The sequence below is a fragment of the Bartonella sp. bp_1 genome (assembly GCF_055808085.1).
Window position 1 is genome coordinate 413,920 of the sequence record NZ_CM147851.1, and the last position, 14,341, is coordinate 428,260.

General features: G+C 47.5%; 17 protein-coding genes. 10 read left to right on the forward strand and 7 right to left on the reverse strand.

Annotated features, from left to right (window positions below; translation table 11 throughout):
• Positions 1-7: 7 nt before the first annotated feature.
• The 3 genes from ACYZ97_RS02080 to pdxH are packed head-to-tail and all read right to left on the reverse strand — an operon-like array spanning position 8 to position 1,185.
• Entirely contained in the window at positions 8-418 is a 411-nt protein-coding gene (locus ACYZ97_RS02080) for a lysozyme inhibitor LprI family protein (RefSeq protein ID WP_473300610.1), read from the reverse strand.
• A gap of 21 nt (positions 419-439) precedes the next feature.
• Positions 440-562 (reverse strand): hypothetical protein, encoded by a 123-nt coding sequence (locus tag ACYZ97_RS02085; protein ID WP_473299845.1) that lies wholly within the window; start codon positions 560-562, stop codon positions 440-442.
• Positions 562-1,185, reverse strand: coding sequence for a pyridoxamine 5'-phosphate oxidase (gene pdxH, locus ACYZ97_RS02090; protein ID WP_473299846.1), 624 nt, complete (start codon positions 1,183-1,185; stop codon positions 562-564). Before pdxH ends, ACYZ97_RS02085 begins: the two co-directional genes overlap by 1 nt.
• Positions 1,186-1,247: 62 nt before the next feature.
• On the opposite strand from pdxH, the gene ACYZ97_RS02095 reads away from it, so the two are divergent.
• Positions 1,248-1,700 (forward strand): RT0821/Lpp0805 family surface protein, encoded by a 453-nt coding sequence (locus tag ACYZ97_RS02095; protein WP_473299847.1) that lies wholly within the window; start codon positions 1,248-1,250, stop codon positions 1,698-1,700.
• A gap of 164 nt (positions 1,701-1,864) precedes the next feature.
• Positions 1,865-2,746, forward strand: coding sequence for a DnaJ C-terminal domain-containing protein (locus tag ACYZ97_RS02100; RefSeq protein WP_473299848.1), 882 nt, complete (start codon positions 1,865-1,867; stop codon positions 2,744-2,746).
• 20 nt (positions 2,747-2,766) lie between these two features.
• On the opposite strand, the gene ACYZ97_RS02105 is transcribed toward ACYZ97_RS02100, so the two are convergent.
• The 3 genes from ACYZ97_RS02105 to hemB all read right to left on the reverse strand — a co-directional run bounded on the left by ACYZ97_RS02105 (position 2,767) and on the right by hemB (position 5,451).
• Positions 2,767-3,129 carry a hypothetical protein gene (locus tag ACYZ97_RS02105; protein ID WP_473299849.1) on the reverse strand — a complete coding sequence of 121 codons (363 nt, stop codon included), beginning with the start codon at positions 3,127-3,129 and terminating at the stop codon, positions 2,767-2,769.
• Between the two features lie 78 nt (positions 3,130-3,207).
• Positions 3,208-4,464 carry a 5-aminolevulinate synthase gene (hemA, locus tag ACYZ97_RS02110; protein ID WP_473299850.1) on the reverse strand — a complete coding sequence of 419 codons (1,257 nt, stop codon included), beginning with the start codon at positions 4,462-4,464 and terminating at the stop codon, positions 3,208-3,210.
• A 12-nt stretch (positions 4,465-4,476) separates the two neighbouring features.
• Positions 4,477-5,451: a porphobilinogen synthase gene (gene hemB / locus ACYZ97_RS02115; protein ID WP_473299851.1), complete on the reverse strand. Its 975-nt coding sequence runs from the start codon at positions 5,449-5,451 to the stop codon at positions 4,477-4,479.
• Between the two features lie 207 nt (positions 5,452-5,658).
• Between hemB and fabI the strand changes: the two genes are divergently transcribed.
• Both fabI and ACYZ97_RS02125 read left to right on the forward strand, forming a co-directional pair.
• Entirely contained in the window at positions 5,659-6,477 is an 819-nt protein-coding gene (fabI, locus tag ACYZ97_RS02120) for an enoyl-ACP reductase FabI (RefSeq protein ID WP_473299852.1), read from the forward strand.
• Between the two features lie 9 nt (positions 6,478-6,486).
• Positions 6,487-7,077: a histidine phosphatase family protein gene (locus tag ACYZ97_RS02125; RefSeq protein ID WP_473299853.1), complete on the forward strand. Its 591-nt coding sequence runs from the start codon at positions 6,487-6,489 to the stop codon at positions 7,075-7,077.
• A 2-nt stretch (positions 7,078-7,079) separates the two neighbouring features.
• Here ACYZ97_RS02125 and ACYZ97_RS02130 read toward each other — a convergent pair whose 3' ends face one another.
• A complete protein-coding gene (locus ACYZ97_RS02130) occupies positions 7,080-7,493 on the reverse strand; it encodes a DUF1344 domain-containing protein (protein WP_473299854.1) in 414 nt (137 codons plus the stop codon).
• 179 nt (positions 7,494-7,672) lie between these two features.
• On the opposite strand from ACYZ97_RS02130, the gene aroC reads away from it, so the two are divergent.
• The 6 genes from aroC to ACYZ97_RS02160 all read left to right on the forward strand — a co-directional run bounded on the left by aroC (position 7,673) and on the right by ACYZ97_RS02160 (position 14,249).
• On the forward strand, positions 7,673-8,767 hold the full coding sequence (aroC, locus tag ACYZ97_RS02135; RefSeq protein WP_473299855.1) for a chorismate synthase: 1,095 nt from the start codon (positions 7,673-7,675) through the stop codon (positions 8,765-8,767).
• A 52-nt stretch (positions 8,768-8,819) separates the two neighbouring features.
• Positions 8,820-9,926, forward strand: coding sequence for a 3,4-dihydroxy-2-butanone-4-phosphate synthase (gene ribB, locus ACYZ97_RS02140; RefSeq protein ID WP_473299856.1), 1,107 nt, complete (start codon positions 8,820-8,822; stop codon positions 9,924-9,926).
• 6 nt (positions 9,927-9,932) lie between these two features.
• Entirely contained in the window at positions 9,933-10,187 is a 255-nt protein-coding gene (locus ACYZ97_RS02145) for an exodeoxyribonuclease VII small subunit (RefSeq protein WP_473299857.1), read from the forward strand.
• A gap of 140 nt (positions 10,188-10,327) precedes the next feature.
• Positions 10,328-12,250 carry a 1-deoxy-D-xylulose-5-phosphate synthase gene (gene dxs, locus ACYZ97_RS02150; protein ID WP_473300611.1) on the forward strand — a complete coding sequence of 641 codons (1,923 nt, stop codon included), beginning with the start codon at positions 10,328-10,330 and terminating at the stop codon, positions 12,248-12,250.
• 2 nt (positions 12,251-12,252) lie between these two features.
• The gene (locus ACYZ97_RS02155; protein ID WP_473299858.1) at positions 12,253-12,999 is read left to right on the forward strand and encodes a TlyA family RNA methyltransferase; all 747 of its coding nucleotides are present in this window, start codon (positions 12,253-12,255) and stop codon (positions 12,997-12,999) included.
• The gene (locus ACYZ97_RS02160) at positions 12,996-14,249 is read left to right on the forward strand and encodes a class I SAM-dependent RNA methyltransferase (RefSeq protein ID WP_473299859.1); all 1,254 of its coding nucleotides are present in this window, start codon (positions 12,996-12,998) and stop codon (positions 14,247-14,249) included. The genes ACYZ97_RS02155 and ACYZ97_RS02160 overlap by 4 nt, the downstream gene beginning before the upstream one ends.
• Positions 14,250-14,341 lie beyond the last annotated feature (92 nt).

Sequence of the window (14,341 nt, forward strand, 5' to 3'; positions counted from 1 at the left end):
TACCATATTATTTCATCAATTCTGCATCATCTTCTACGCTTGTTTTATCATCAGAGTCAGTCGGTTTTGTGGGTGGGGTTTCAAGACGTTGAATTGTTGACTCTAGGTTTTCGGTGTCGCTGAAGTCAGCTTCTAGCTGTCTGTCAAATCCACATTTATCATCAAAACAGTAAAAATAGCGCAGTTCATCAATACGATCTTCAATCAGCTTGGCTTGGCATAACGGTCCACCTAAGACCTGTCCTTCACGGCCCCAATAGCCGCTTGAGAAAATATCACAAACATTTTCTTTGTAAGCGATCCATGCGCGTTGTTCTGCAATTAGGCTTTTGCGGATTTCATCAGCTTTTGCATGGCCTTCATAACTGGAAAGGATGATTTTCCAGGTGGCGTTTAATTGCTTGTCTATACGCTCAATATATTCGCCGCCGCAGGATCCTCAATCGACATTTGTGCCATAGGGATTTTCATTAAGGCATTGATCATAAAGCGGATCGGCCTTGGCAAAACCGCCAAACGGCCCCATGGAGAGAAATAATAAAACACGGACAAGTTTTTTCATTATGGATAAAGCCGTTCTTTATTCCAGTCTGTGCTTGCCACATCTTCACGTGTAAACAGAACGCGGTCATGCAGGCGAAATGGCCGATCATGCCAGAATTCGATGAAGCTTGGACGAATGCGGAAACCGGACCAATAGGGTGGGCGTGGAATAGAGCCAATGGCATATTTGGCTGTATATTCGGCAACAGCCTTTTCCAGAGCAAAGCGACTTTCAAGCGGACGTGACTGTTTGGATGCCCATGCGCCAATGCGGCTACCGCGCGCGCGTGAATTATAATATTCATCGGCTTCCTGATCGCTGACCTTTTCGACAATACCGCGTATGCGTACCTGACGACGCAGGCTTTTCCAATGGAAGCAAAGAGCCGCTTTCATTGAGCCCAGTATTTCCTGTCCCTTGCGGCTTTCATAATTAGTGTAGAAGACAAAACCGTCGGCATTAAAACCTTTGAGCAACACCATGCGGACATCCGGCAGTCCCGTTTTATCAACTGTCGCCAGCGCCATGGCATTGGGGTCGTTGAGTTCACTGGCTGTCGCATCTTCAAGCCATTGGGCAAAAAGGGCAAAAGGTTCTTCATTTTGCGTAAAGTCACCGCTTGTTAATATATTGTCGGTCATAATGCACCTTCAAGTATTGCGTATCAGAACATCGGATATATACGATGTGGAGTATAAACGGAATGAATACCATTTTCCGCCCTTTGAAATGGCTTCTATTTGTCATTTTTTCGGCATGTCTGCTTGTTGCATATGGTTGTGCGGTAGGTGGCTTCAAAATGAGCAAGGCGGATGATATCATGCTTCCGGACCAGTCTATTCTTACCGGTTCTATACCGGCCATGCAACCGGTATTGACGGATTCAATCGGCGAGCTGGATAAGGCCTATCTGCGTGATCGTATTGCATCATTGAATATTGGTGATGAAAAATTGCCGCTTGCATGGAGTAATGAGCAAACAGGCTCGGGTGGGCTAATCCAGATGTTATCCCAGTCAAAGCGTAATGACCGGCGGTGTCGCAACTTTGAGACGACCCGCAGTGCTTTTGACGGAGCGGCCCTTTATGTCGGTGAAATATGTCAGGCACCATCGGGATATTGGCTCTTGACTGATTTGCATGAAAAAGAAATCTGATTGTTGGTTTATATATTATTTTTTCTCCCTCTAGTAATCATGGTCGAGGGTGAACATATAAGAAAAAACTGGGAAAGCAGGCGTTGTTGAAACGGTTGTTTTTGCAGTTAAATTTTTGATTATGTCTATATGACCTTGGGCAGAGACATTGGAAAGAGGTAACAATGCGTGATCCCTATACGGTTCTGGGCGTTGCGCGCAACGCCAAGCCGCAAGAGATTAAGTCGGCTTTTAGAAAACTGGCCAAACAGTTCCATCCTGATCATAATAAGGGTGAGAATAAGGCTAAGGAAAAATTTGCCGAAATCAATCAGGCTTATGAGATTATTGGTGACAAGGATAAACGGGCACAGTTTGATCGCGGCGAGATTGATGCTGAAGGCAAACCTGTTTTTCAAGGATTTTCAGGCGGTCAGGGTTATTCCAGAAGTGGCGCCCAATCTCAAAATCCGTTTGGGCAGGGCGGTTTTGACGCGAGTGATATTTTTAGGGATCTCTTTGGTGGAGGTGGTTTTAACGGCTTTGGCAAAGGGAAGACTAAATCTCCGCCCCAAAAGGGTGCCGATATTCAGGCAACCCTTAATGTCTCGTTAGAGCAAATGGTTGGTGCGGAAAAAGTTGAGGCTAAGTTTCCCAATGGCAAGACACTGAAAATCAAGCTTCCCGCATTTGTCGAAAATGGCCAGACGATCCGGCTGAAAGGTCAGGGAGAGGCATCAAGTAGTGGAGTGGCAGGTGATGCCTTGGTTACAATCCATATTAAAAATCACACGCGGTTCAAAGTGGAAGGACGAGCCCTTCATCTTGATTTGCCCGTTGCGCTTAAGGATGCTGTACTTGGCGGTAAGCAGCCCGTTGACACATTGGAAGGACGTATTGCGCTGACAGTGCCTGCATGGTCAAGCTCGGATCGTGTGCTACGTTTGAAGGGCAAGGGCTTACCACTGAAAAATGGTGCGCGTGATGATCTCTTCGTCCACATCCGTATTATGCTGCCGGAAGGTGGAGATGGCGCTTTGGAAGAATTCATGAAAAAGCATGTATGAGCCAGAAATGTTACAGGCTGCTATTTTTGCAGCCTGTAATAATCCATCACCCATTTTCCATTGATTTGCGTCAGGTGTCCGGAGAAGACCCGTGGAGGCTGATAGGTGAGGGCAAATCGTAACTTCATCTGGACAGTGCCGCTGACGATGAGGCCACTCGACATCTGGAAACCCTTGATTGTTTCATAATAGAATTTTTCTGGGCGGGTAAGATTGAAACCGCTGGAAAGATCATTTTCAATAACGTCCTTGATCGCCGCAATTTGTTCTTGATTGAGTTGGACTTCCTTTTTTTCCATCTCAGCCCTAAAAGCAGCATTTTGTGACGGAGTTTGGCATGCTGTTAGATAAAGAGCCGCCACAATAAGTAATATAATACGCATAAAGGCCATCCTGTTGAGGAGCAGGTCTTATATTTAGAATGTCAATTAACTGCTAGCTATTATTTCATAAAATGAAAATTAAGCGGCGAAGATACGTTCCATCGTTTTTGTTACAGGCTGGGTATGTTTTAAACCTAGCTCTTTCCAGACCAGATCAAGCGCTTCGACAAGCCGAGCCATCATAGCATCATTATGCAAAGGATTTGGCGAGATACGCAGTCTTTCTGTACCGCGCGAGACCGTTGGATAATTGATCGGCTGTATATAGATATTAAACCTATCCAGCAGTAGTCGACTGGCTTCCTTACATAAGGCTGCGTCTCCAATCATAAGCGGTATGATATGGGTTGGCGTATCCATGATAGGCAGGTTTTTATCTTTTAAAAGCTGTTTGAGTTTTGCTGCGCGTTCCTGATGGCGTGTACGAAGGCAAATGCCGTGGGGCCCACGTAGATCTTTGATGCTGGCTAATGCAGCCGCCGTTACGGCAGGTGGGAGCGATGTTGTAAAGATAAAACCACTTGCTGTTGAGCGGATAACATCGACCAATAGGCGATTGGCAGCAATGTAACCACCGATACAGCCGATGGCTTTCCCTAATGTGGCCTGTATGACATCAATTTGGTCGGCCAGTTCAAGCGCTTCTGCCACACCGGCACCGGTTTTCCCATACATGCCTACAGCATGGACCTCGTCGAGATAGGTCAGCGCACCATATTGTTTGGCCAAGGTAACAATATCGGAAATGGCACCGAAGTCGCCATCCATGGAATAGATGCTTTCAAAAATGATTATTTTAGGTTGTTCAATCGGGTATTGGCGCAACAATTCTTCCAGATGGGCCATGTCATTATGGCGGAATATATGTTTGGGTGCCCTTGAACGCCGGATTCCTTCAATCATTGAAGCATGGTTTTTTTCATCGGAAAAGATGATGCAGCCGTCAATGGCGTTAACAATGGCGCTAATAGCAGCCTCATTGGCGACATAACCAGATGTAAAGATAAGTGCATTTTCTTTTTGATGGAAAGCAGCCAGTTCGCGTTCCAGTAATTCATGCCCATGGGTGTTGCCGGAAATATTACGTGTGCCGCCCGCGCCCGCGCCGTAGGCCTTCAGTGCCTCGCAGGCAGCATTGATGATTTTTGGATTGGTTCCTTGCCCCAGATAGTCGTTGGAACACCATATTGTGATCTGACGCTTGCGGTTGCCATCATAAAACGTCGCTTCTGGAAAGTGTTCTGTTGTTCGTTGCAAGTCTGCAAAAATCCGATAACGATCTTCTTTTATGACCGTATCGATGGACTGTTGGAATGCAGATTGATAATCGAACATTGGAATTCTCTCTTAATTTGTGTTTTTTTGCAGACGGGCCAAGTCGCGGGCAAAATAGCTGATAATAATTGATGCTCCGGCGCGTTTAATAGCTGTTAAAGTTTCCAGCATAGCGGCCTGTTCATCAAGAGCACCGGCAGCAGCAGCAAATTTGATGGCTGCATATTCACCACTGACCTGATAGGCCGCAACCGGCAAGAGGGTTCGAGCATGGACATCGGCGATAATATCCAGATAGGTACCGGCCGGTTTAACCATGATGATATCGGCTCCTTCTTCTTCATCGCTTATGGCCTCGCGCAGGGCTTCGCGGCGGTTGGCGTAGCTCATCTGATAGCTTTTGCGGTCTCCTTTAAGGGAAGATCCAGCTGCTTCGCGGAAAGGGCCATATAAGGATGAGGCAAATTTTGTTGCATAGGCCATAATCGGTATATGACTGAAGGCCGACTCATCAAGCGCTTTGCGTATTGCGCTGATCTGGCCGTCCATCATGGCCGAGGGTGCCACCATATCGGCACCGGCCTGGGCACATAATACGGCCTGTTTTCCAAGGTTTTCTATTGTGCTGTCATTATCAATATGTCCATGGTGGACAATGCCGCAATGTCCATGGCTTGTATATTCACAAAAGCAATTGTCGGAAATAACAATCATTTCCGGAACGCTTTGTTTGGCAATCTTGATCATACGTGCCAGTAGACCGGTTTCACACATGCTGTCACTGCCGGTTTCATCCTTGTGTTTGGATACGCCGAAAAGCATGATGGCGCGGATACCCTCATTGTATAGTTCTTGGATATGGCGACCAAGTTTTTTTTCTGGGATACGGTAGAGACCCGGCAAGGTATCAATGGCTACCGGTGTATCAATTTCTTCTTCAACAAAAATGGGATAGACAAAACTATTGATATCAAGCATCGTTTCATTGGTAAAAGCGCGCAAAGGCGCATTCCGGCGTAGGCGGCGCATACGTGTGAGCGGAAACATATCTTACTCCTTCAGCTCTTCAGCTGACTGACGATCGGCGATTTCACCAGATAAAAATTTAGAGGATCTCTAAAATTTACACTTTATATAAAACTAATTTTGTCAAACGGCAACCTTTTTGGCGTAAATCGCAGCTATCGCTTGAAGAAAAGCCAAGCCTATGTCATAGGCTGACACAAAGATTTATTTTGACTAAGAGGCAAGCCTATGGCTGAAAGTAACAATTTATTACGTGGCAAGCGCGGGCTCATTTTAGGGTTGGCAAATAATCGCTCTATCGCATGGGGTATTGCTAAAGCAGCACAGGCTGCCGGCGCAGAACTTGCTTTCACCTATCAAGGGGAAGCCATGAAAAAGCGTGTCGAACCCTTGGCAGAAGAACTGGGCGGTTTTGTTTGTGGCCATTGCGATGTGACTGACGCCAAGTCTATGGATGACGTTTTTGCCAATTTGCAGAAAAAATGGGGCAAGCTTGATTTTGTTGTTCATGCCATTGGATTTTCCGATAAGGACGAGCTGACGGGTCGTTATGTCGATACATCTGAAGCCAATTTCAATATGACCATGAATATTTCGGTCTATTCATTGACGGCTATTGCACAGCGTGCCGAAAAAATGATGACGAATGGCGGATCAATTTTGACGCTGACCTATTATGGTGCTGAAAAAGTGATGCCGAACTATAATGTCATGGGCGTTGCAAAGGCAGCGCTGGAGGCCAGCGTAAAATATCTTGCTGTTGATCTTGGACCAAAAAATATCCGCGTTAATGCGGTGTCAGCCGGTCCGATCAAGACATTAGCAGCTTCCGGCATTGGTGACTTCCGCTATATTTTGAAGTGGAACGAATATAATGCGCCATTGCGTCGTACAGTTACAATCGAGGAAGTCGGCGATAGCTGCCTTTATTTCCTTTCTGATCTGTCACGCTCTGTTACTGGTGAAGTCCATCACGCTGATTCGGGTTATCATGTTATCGGCATGAAAGCTGTTGACGCTCCCGATATTTCTGTTCTCAAAGATTAAGGGTTTTTCGTGGCACGTCCGCTTATCTATTTTTCCCGTCATGGCTTGACAGACTGGAATATTACTCGCCGTATTCAGGGGCAGATTGAGCGAGATATTACGGAGATCGGACAGAAGCAGGCCGATGCGAATGGGCGCAAGCTTAAAAATCTGATTGGCAATGCTGCAGAATTTCGTTTTGTGGCCAGTCCACTTCGCCGTACCCGCGAGACTATGGAACGCATCCGTTCTGCTATGGGGCTTGACCCAAAAGCCTATTCTACAGATCCGCAGTTGATGGAATTGAATTTTGGCGACTGGCAAGGTTTTAGCGAAGAAGAGATCGCCAAGGAAAAACCGGAACAGGTTGAAGCACGTTATCGTGATAAATGGAATTTTGTGCCGCCCGGTAAAAAGGCCGAGAGTTATGCCATGTTGGAACAACGTATTGTTCCTTGGGTAGAAGCGGTAAAAGAAAATACTGTTTGTGTCACCCATGGCGGTTGTCTGCGCACGATCTTGCATCATTATATGCAATTAAGTGACACAGAGGCTGCCAATCTAGACATTTCACAAGACCATATTCTGAAATTCTCCGATGCTGGTCTGGAATGGCTCTAGTGTTAGAATTTGGTTGATACGCCGGGTAACGGTCCTGAGGTTCTATCACCATCTATTCCAGTATCATCGGCATTGCTCTCGTTCGTGGTTTGGCCGCCGCCCTGATTGATAATTTCTTCGCCATCTTGTGGCAGTGGGGTGTCATCCTCCGGTGTTTGTAAGGGGCCGTCAACACCTTCCATGTCGCTGATATAGCGTTTACCGCCTTGTGTGTCGTAGAAGACAAGAATGCGTAAGCCGTCATGGAGTGCCGAATAATCAAATTCGCTTGGTAGCTGATAGCTGTTGCCATCATCCAGTGTAATGCTTCCTGTGCTTTGGTCAATTGCTGTAATTGTACCTTGGGCACTATCGGCGCATGCAAAAGCCGGGAAAAGAATGGCAAAAACGGCACCTAGAAAAGCACTTTTTTTCATTTGTATCACCTTGGTTGAACTGTTTCACCCGTACTATGACGGATCATTGTGTCAAAAGAGCTGTCAAATTCAAATAAAAATGTGGCGATCCACAGGAATGGCGTTTGACCCGCAGCTAAAACCTCAATAAAAGTCTTGATAGTGAGACTGATTTTCACAATAAGCTAGGCGGAATCTTTATGTCGCATAATACCTTTGGCCATTTGTTTCGCGTTACCACATGGGGCGAAAGCCATGGGTTGGCTCTCGGTTGTATCATTGATGGCTGTCCGCCAGGCATTGTTTTTAGCGAAGAGGAGGTTCAGACCTATCTCGATAAACGTAAGCCTGGCCAGTCGAAATATACTACGCAACGTCGTGAAGCCGATCAGGTCAAGGTTCTGTCCGGTGTTTTGCCGCAAGACGACGGTAAGACCCTTGTAACCACCGGCACACCTATTTCGATGATGATTGAAAATATCGATCAGCGTTCCAAGGATTATGGTGACATTGCCCAGCAATATCGTCCCGGTCATGCTGATTATACATATGATGCCAAATATGGCATTCGGGATTATCGTGGTGGTGGGCGTTCATCGGCGCGTGAGACTGCCGCGCGTGTTGCTGCCGGTGCTATTGCGCGTAAAATAGTTCCCGGTCTTGTTGTGCGGGGCGCGGTGACGGCGATTGGCATTCATGATATCGACCGTGAGAACTGGGATTGGGCAGAGGTTGAACGTAATCCGTTCTTTACGCCGGATGCAAAGGCTGCTGCAGTATTTGCAGATTATCTTGATGGAATACGTAAAAATGGCTCTTCTATCGGTTCGGTGGTCGAGATTGTTGCCGAAAATGTGCCTGTAGGTTTGGGGGCGCCTGTCTATGGCAAGCTTGATCAGGATATTGCTTCATTGTTGATGTCGATCAATGCGGTCAAAGGGGTTGAAATCGGGGATGGTTTTGACAGTGCCCGGCTAACAGGCGAAGAAAATGCCGATGAGATGCGTATCGGCGATGATGGCAAGCCTGTATTTCTGGCCAATCACGCAGGAGGGATTCTGGGGGGCATTTCGACCGGCGAGCCGATTATCGCTCGTTTTGCCGTCAAGCCGACATCATCCATCTTGACACCGCGTCGATCGATTGATGCCAAGGGTCATAATGTGGATGTTGTGACAAAAGGCCGTCATGATCCTTGTGTCGGTATTCGTGCCGTGCCGGTGGGTGAGGCAATGGTTGCTTGTGCCATAGCAGACCACTATTTGCGACATCGTGGCCAGACCGGCCGTATATAGGGTATATAGAGGATAAGAGCCGATTAATTCGTTTAAAGGCAGTTGAAAAACAATGAGCTATAATCAGAAAAAAATTGTCGATGCCATCCGAGCTTTCGAGCGTGGTGAAATTGTGGTTGTGACTGATGATGATGGGCGTGAGAATGAGGGCGATCTTATTGTTGCCGCAGTCCATTGTACATCGGAAAAGATGGCTTTTATTATTCGTCATACATCCGGTATTATCTGTGCACCTATGCCAGCTGAGGAAGCCAAACGGTTAAACCTTGCGCCGATGGTTTCCAATAATGATTCAGCCCATCATACGGCCTTTACAGTAACTGTTGATTATAAGCATGGCACAACAACGGGTATTTCGGCAGATGACCGCACATTGACGGTGCGTAATCTTGCCAATCCTAACGCTGGTGCTGCTGACTTTGTCCGTCCGGGCCATGTTTTCCCGTTAATTGCGCGTGAGGGGGGTGTATTGATGCGGTCCGGCCATACAGAGGCTGCTGTAGATTTGTGTAAATTGGCCAAACTGCCACCTATCGGTGTTATTGGTGAGCTGGTTAATGATGATGGTTCAGTTAAGCACGGGCCGGAAGTCACCAGCTTTGCACAGGAGCATAATCTGCATGTTGTGACTGTTGCAGATCTGATTGCCTATCGCCAGCGTCAGGAAACGCTGATCGAGCATATTGGCGAGATGGAAATAGTAACACCGGTCGGCAATGCTATTGCGCATAGCTACCAGTTGCCATGGGAGCCGATGCAGCATGTGGCTGTTGTCGTCGGTGATATTCGGGATGGCGAAAATATACCGGTGCGCTTGCATCGGGAAAATGTCTTAAAGGATGTTTTCGGTAAAGAACCTGATATTGGCGCTATGTTGAAGCGTATGGTTGAAACCGACAAGCGCGGTGTTTTTGTTTATCTGCGAGAAGGTTCTGTTGCTGTCGGGCGCGACGATCGTTCACGTCAGATGGCTATGGAAGGTTTGGAAACCCATGATCAGGCTGTCGAACGTGAAGAGGAATGGCGCCAGATCGGGTTGGGTGCTCAGATTTTAAAGCATCTTGGAATTTCATCCGTTGTTGTTTTGGCATCGCGTGAGCGTCATTATGTTGGCTTGGAAGGATTCGGTATCCATATCGCCAGAACAGATATTTTGTGAGGATAAATGAGCAATATGCAGGATAGCAATGATATTTCAGCCATGAGCTTTGAAACAGCATTGGGCGAGCTTGAACGTATTGTTGAAAGCCTTGAGCGGGGTGATGTACCGCTTGAACAGTCTATTCGTATTTACGAGCGCGGTGAAGCATTGAAAAATCATTGTGATCGTTTGCTGAAAGGGGCGGAAGACAAGGTTGAAAAGATACGTTTGAACAGGGAAGGAAAAGCTGAAGGCATTGAACCGCTTGACGCCGAATAGGGGCTGATTACCGCTTACAGCTTGTTGCACCCTCTCTTTTTTCTCTATAATCCAATATATGCACTGATTTGTGATAAAATGGTGCAAATTTGCACGCAAAGGTGTAAGACGTGCAAAATAAATTATTTGAAGGAACGTCTTTGTCCCGTCCGCTGACACCTCTTTTGGATCAAGTCCATGTGCCGCAGGATCTGCGTAATCTGCCTGAAAGCGATTTGAGGCAGTTGGCGGATGAATTGCGCACGGAAATGGTGGATGCTGTTTCGGTGACAGGTGGACATCTGGGGGCTGGCCTTGGTGTAGTTGAGCTGACCGTGGCGCTTCACTATGTTTTCAATACACCTTATGATCGGTTGATATGGGATGTCGGCCATCAGGCCTATCCCCATAAAATCCTGACGGGCCGTCGTGATCGCATTCGTACGCTTCGTCAGGAGGGGGGGCTTTCGGGCTTTACCAAACGCGCGGAAAGTGAATATGATCCTTTCGGTGCCGGTCATTCATCGACTTCTATTTCTGCCGGTCTTGGCATGGCCGTTGCCGCCGAGCTGCAAGGTGAGATGCAGCGTAATGTAATTGCGGTCATTGGCGATGGCTCCATGTCTGCAGGTATGGCCTATGAGGCGATGAACAATGCCGGGGCTCGTGATGCCCGTCTGATTGTTATTCTCAATGATAATGATATGTCGATTGCACCGCCAACCGGTGCTATGAGTGCCTATCTGGCACGTCTTGTCTCCTCACCCGCCTATCGTAGTTTGCGTGAACGCGCTAAGGCTCTTTCAAAAAAATTACCTAAATTTTTTTGGGATAAGGCACGCCGTTCAGAGGAGTATGCACGTGGATTTTGGACGGGCGGCACTTTGTTTGAAGAGCTGGGATTCTATTATGTCGGTCCGATTGACGGTCATAATCTGGACCATTTATTACCGGTCTTGAAAAATGTCCGCGAGCATCCTGAAGGGCCTGTCTTGGTTCATGTCGTAACCCGTAAGGGCAAAGGCTATGCTCCGGCAGAAGAGGCGGCCGATAAGTATCATGGTGTCAGCCGTTTTGATGTGATTACCGGTAAACAACAAAAAAGTCCGAGCAATGCACCATCTTATACCAAAGTATTTGCCAATGCTCTGATTGAAGAAGCCCGTTATGATGACAAGATTGTCGCCGTGACAGCTGCAATGCCGACAGGTACGGGGCTTGATTCTTTTGTTGAGCATTTTCCGTCACGTATGTTTGATGTCGGTATTGCCGAGCAACATGCTGTCACCTTTGCGGCCGGTATGGCAACGGAAGGCTATAAACCGTTTGTGGCGATTTACTCGACCTTTTTGCAACGTGGCTATGATCAGATCGTCCATGATGTCGCAATTCAGCATTTGCCCGTTCGTTTTGCGATTGACCGTGCCGGTTTTGTTGGTGCCGATGGTTCCACCCATGCTGGCAGTTATGATACAGGCTTTTTATCGGCTTTACCGGGGTTTGTTGTTATGGCGCCATCCGACGAGGTGGAACTCATGCACATGGTGCGCACGGCTGCTGCCTATGATCAAGGGCCGATTGCTTTCCGCTATCCGCGTGGAGATGGTTTTGGTATGGATTTGCCAGCACGTGGAGAGATACTGGAAATCGGCAAAGGGCGGCTCTTGCGTGAAGGGACAAAGGTTGCCTTGATCGGCTTTGGCACGAGATTGAATGAAGCGTTGGCTGCGGCAGAGGAGCTGGCGGCCAGCGGTCTTGCAACGACAGTAATGGATGCCCGTTTTTCCAAGCCTTTGGATGAGGATATGATCCGTCAGATTGCCCGTCATCATGAAGTTGTTGTGACGATTGAAGAGGGCGCTATGGGTGGTTTCGGTGCGCAGGTTCTACAATTCTTGGCCCGGGACGGCTTGTTGGACAATGGCCTTAAAATCCGTACGCTGACATTGCCTGATAGTTACATTCATCATGGCGCACAGGATAAGGTTCTGTCACGTCTTGGTCTTGATCGTACCGGTATTGTAAATACGGTTTTTGCCGCTTTAGGGCGTGCGACAATATCGCAACCGCAAATTATTGCTTGAGCATGGACGATAAGAAACGCCTTGATCATTTGCTGGTCGAGCAGGGCTTTTTCGAAAGTCGTTCGCGCGCGCGGGATGCCGTTATGCGTGGTACTGTAAATGTGAATGGCGTTGTCGTGACAAAACCGGGCCAGACATTTAATCGCGATATGGCTTTCGAAGTTGTTGATCCGGCTCGTCATTATGTTTCGCGCGCGGCTTTAAAACTAATTGCCGGTCTTGACTGCTTCATACCCGTTATAGAGGGAATGACGGTATTGGATATTGGCGCCTCGACGGGGGGCTTTACACAAGTTCTATTGGAGCGTGGCGCCTGCCATGTAACCGCGATTGATGTCGGTCATGGTCAATTTCATGCCAGTTTACAGGGAGATACGCGCATTACACTTATGGAAGGAGTAAATGCCCGTGATTTGGAAGCGGTTCAATTACCTTATCCTGTAGTTGATCTTGTCGTAAGCGATGTCAGTTTTATTTCTTTAAAAATTGCTTTGCCTCCGGCATTGGCTTGTGTCCGTAAAGGCGGTTATGCGTTACTTCTGGTCAAACCGCAATTCGAGGTTGGACGTGAAGGGATTGGTAAAGGCGGTTTGTTAAAAGATCCCTCTTTAGGCAAAGCCGTTGCGCAAGAGCTGTTTTCGTGGCTTGATGGACTTGATAGTTGGCAGGCCAAGGGAGTGATTGAATCGCCGATTGAAGGCGGTGATGGAAACCATGAATATCTGCTTTATGGGGAGAAAACCGCGTGAGTGAGACTGTCTTGATCGACCATTTGGGGGCCGCGGGAGATGGCGTTGCCAAAACACCGCATGGTGCGGTTTATGTCCCGTTTACCTTGCCGGGTGAGGTTGTGACGATTGCATGTGAAGCAAATCGGGCAACATTGATGGGCGTAAAAGAAAAGTCCCCCCATAGAATTACCCCGCAGTGCCGCCATTTTGAAGATTGTGGCGGCTGCATGTTGCAGCATCTGGATGGAGAGACCTATCAGGCATTCAAGCGAAATATGGTTGTCGATGCTATGCGTGGCCGCGGTATTGATCATGATGTTGATCCGCTTATTGTCTGTGCGCCACATACGCGGCGACGGATAACACTGACCGCAAGAACAGACATGAAAGGCCAGTCTGTCGGCTTTAATCGTTTTGCCTCACATGATATTGTTGCTATTGAAGAATGTCCGGTCAGTCATCCCGATCTGATTGTCCGGCTTGATCATGTCCGTGCTATTGCGGCACTTTTGGCCAATAATGCCAAGAGTTTCCATCTTACGGTGACATTGGCTGATAATGGACTTGATATTGCCATTTCCGACTGCCCTATTATCGATGACAGACAGCGTCAGGCACTGATCAGAAAGGCGCTTGATTGTCATATTGCGCGTTTGACAGTCGATGGCGAGATTATTGTCGAAGAACATAAACCGCTGCTGCATTTTGGCAACGTGGCGGTTGAATTTCCTTCCGGTGGTTTTCTGCAAGCGACCAAAGAAGCAGAAATCTTTATGAGCGATCTTGTTCTTGCCGGGTTGAAGAAGGCCAAACGGGCGGCCGATCTTTTTTGCGGGTGTGGCACCTTTACTTTTCCTATGGCGCGTCAGATGAATGTCCATGCCGTTGAATTTGATAAGGCGTCCCTTTATAGTCTGGATCGTGCGGCTCGTCAGACAACAGGTTTGAAAACTCTGACCCATGAACAGCGTGATCTTTTTCGTCGCCCTTTGTCGGCCAAGGAACTTGAATATTTTGATGGTGTGGTTTTTGATCCGCCACGCGCTGGTGCCGAAGAACAGGTCAGAGAATTGGCAAAAACCAATGTTGCTCATCTTGTTGCAGTATCATGTAATCCGGTTACCTTGGCGCGGGATCTTGCGATCTTGATTGCGGGCGGTTATCGACTTGAAAAAATTGTACCGATTGACCAGTTTTTATGGTCGCCCCATGTTGAGGTTGTCGTTTATTTGAGCAAAAGAAAACCAAAGAAAAGCTGGTCTTTGTAAAGTGGCTTATCCTGTTTTGAATGCTGGTTTTCAGCACAGATTGGCAATCATTTTATTCCGTAGATGTATGAGGCGAATATTTTTCTTTGCTA

Bases quoted from the DNA above. Each gene is read 5' to 3' on its own strand.
- ACYZ97_RS02100 (WP_473299848.1), top strand. From the start codon at position 1,865: ATGCGTGATCCCTATACGGTTCTGGGCGTTGCGCGCAACGCCAAGCCG.
- hemA (WP_473299850.1), bottom strand. From the start codon at position 4,464: ATGTTCGATTATCAATCTGCATTCCAACAGTCCATCGATACGGTCATA.
- pdxH (WP_473299846.1), bottom strand. From the start codon at position 1,185: ATGACCGACAATATATTAACAAGCGGTGACTTTACGCAAAATGAAGAA.
- hemB (WP_473299851.1), bottom strand. From the start codon at position 5,451: ATGTTTCCGCTCACACGTATGCGCCGCCTACGCCGGAATGCGCCTTTG.
- ACYZ97_RS02095 (WP_473299847.1), top strand. From the start codon at position 1,248: ATGAATACCATTTTCCGCCCTTTGAAATGGCTTCTATTTGTCATTTTT.
- ACYZ97_RS02155 (WP_473299858.1), top strand. From the start codon at position 12,253: ATGGACGATAAGAAACGCCTTGATCATTTGCTGGTCGAGCAGGGCTTT.
- ribB (WP_473299856.1), top strand. From the start codon at position 8,820: ATGAGCTATAATCAGAAAAAAATTGTCGATGCCATCCGAGCTTTCGAG.
- ACYZ97_RS02105 (WP_473299849.1), bottom strand. From the start codon at position 3,129: ATGCGTATTATATTACTTATTGTGGCGGCTCTTTATCTAACAGCATGC.
- ACYZ97_RS02130 (WP_473299854.1), bottom strand. From the start codon at position 7,493: ATGAAAAAAAGTGCTTTTCTAGGTGCCGTTTTTGCCATTCTTTTCCCG.
- ACYZ97_RS02085 (WP_473299845.1), bottom strand. From the start codon at position 562: ATGAAAAAACTTGTCCGTGTTTTATTATTTCTCTCCATGGGGCCGTTT.
- aroC (WP_473299855.1), top strand. From the start codon at position 7,673: ATGTCGCATAATACCTTTGGCCATTTGTTTCGCGTTACCACATGGGGC.
- ACYZ97_RS02145 (WP_473299857.1), top strand. From the start codon at position 9,933: ATGAGCAATATGCAGGATAGCAATGATATTTCAGCCATGAGCTTTGAA.
- fabI (WP_473299852.1), top strand. From the start codon at position 5,659: ATGGCTGAAAGTAACAATTTATTACGTGGCAAGCGCGGGCTCATTTTA.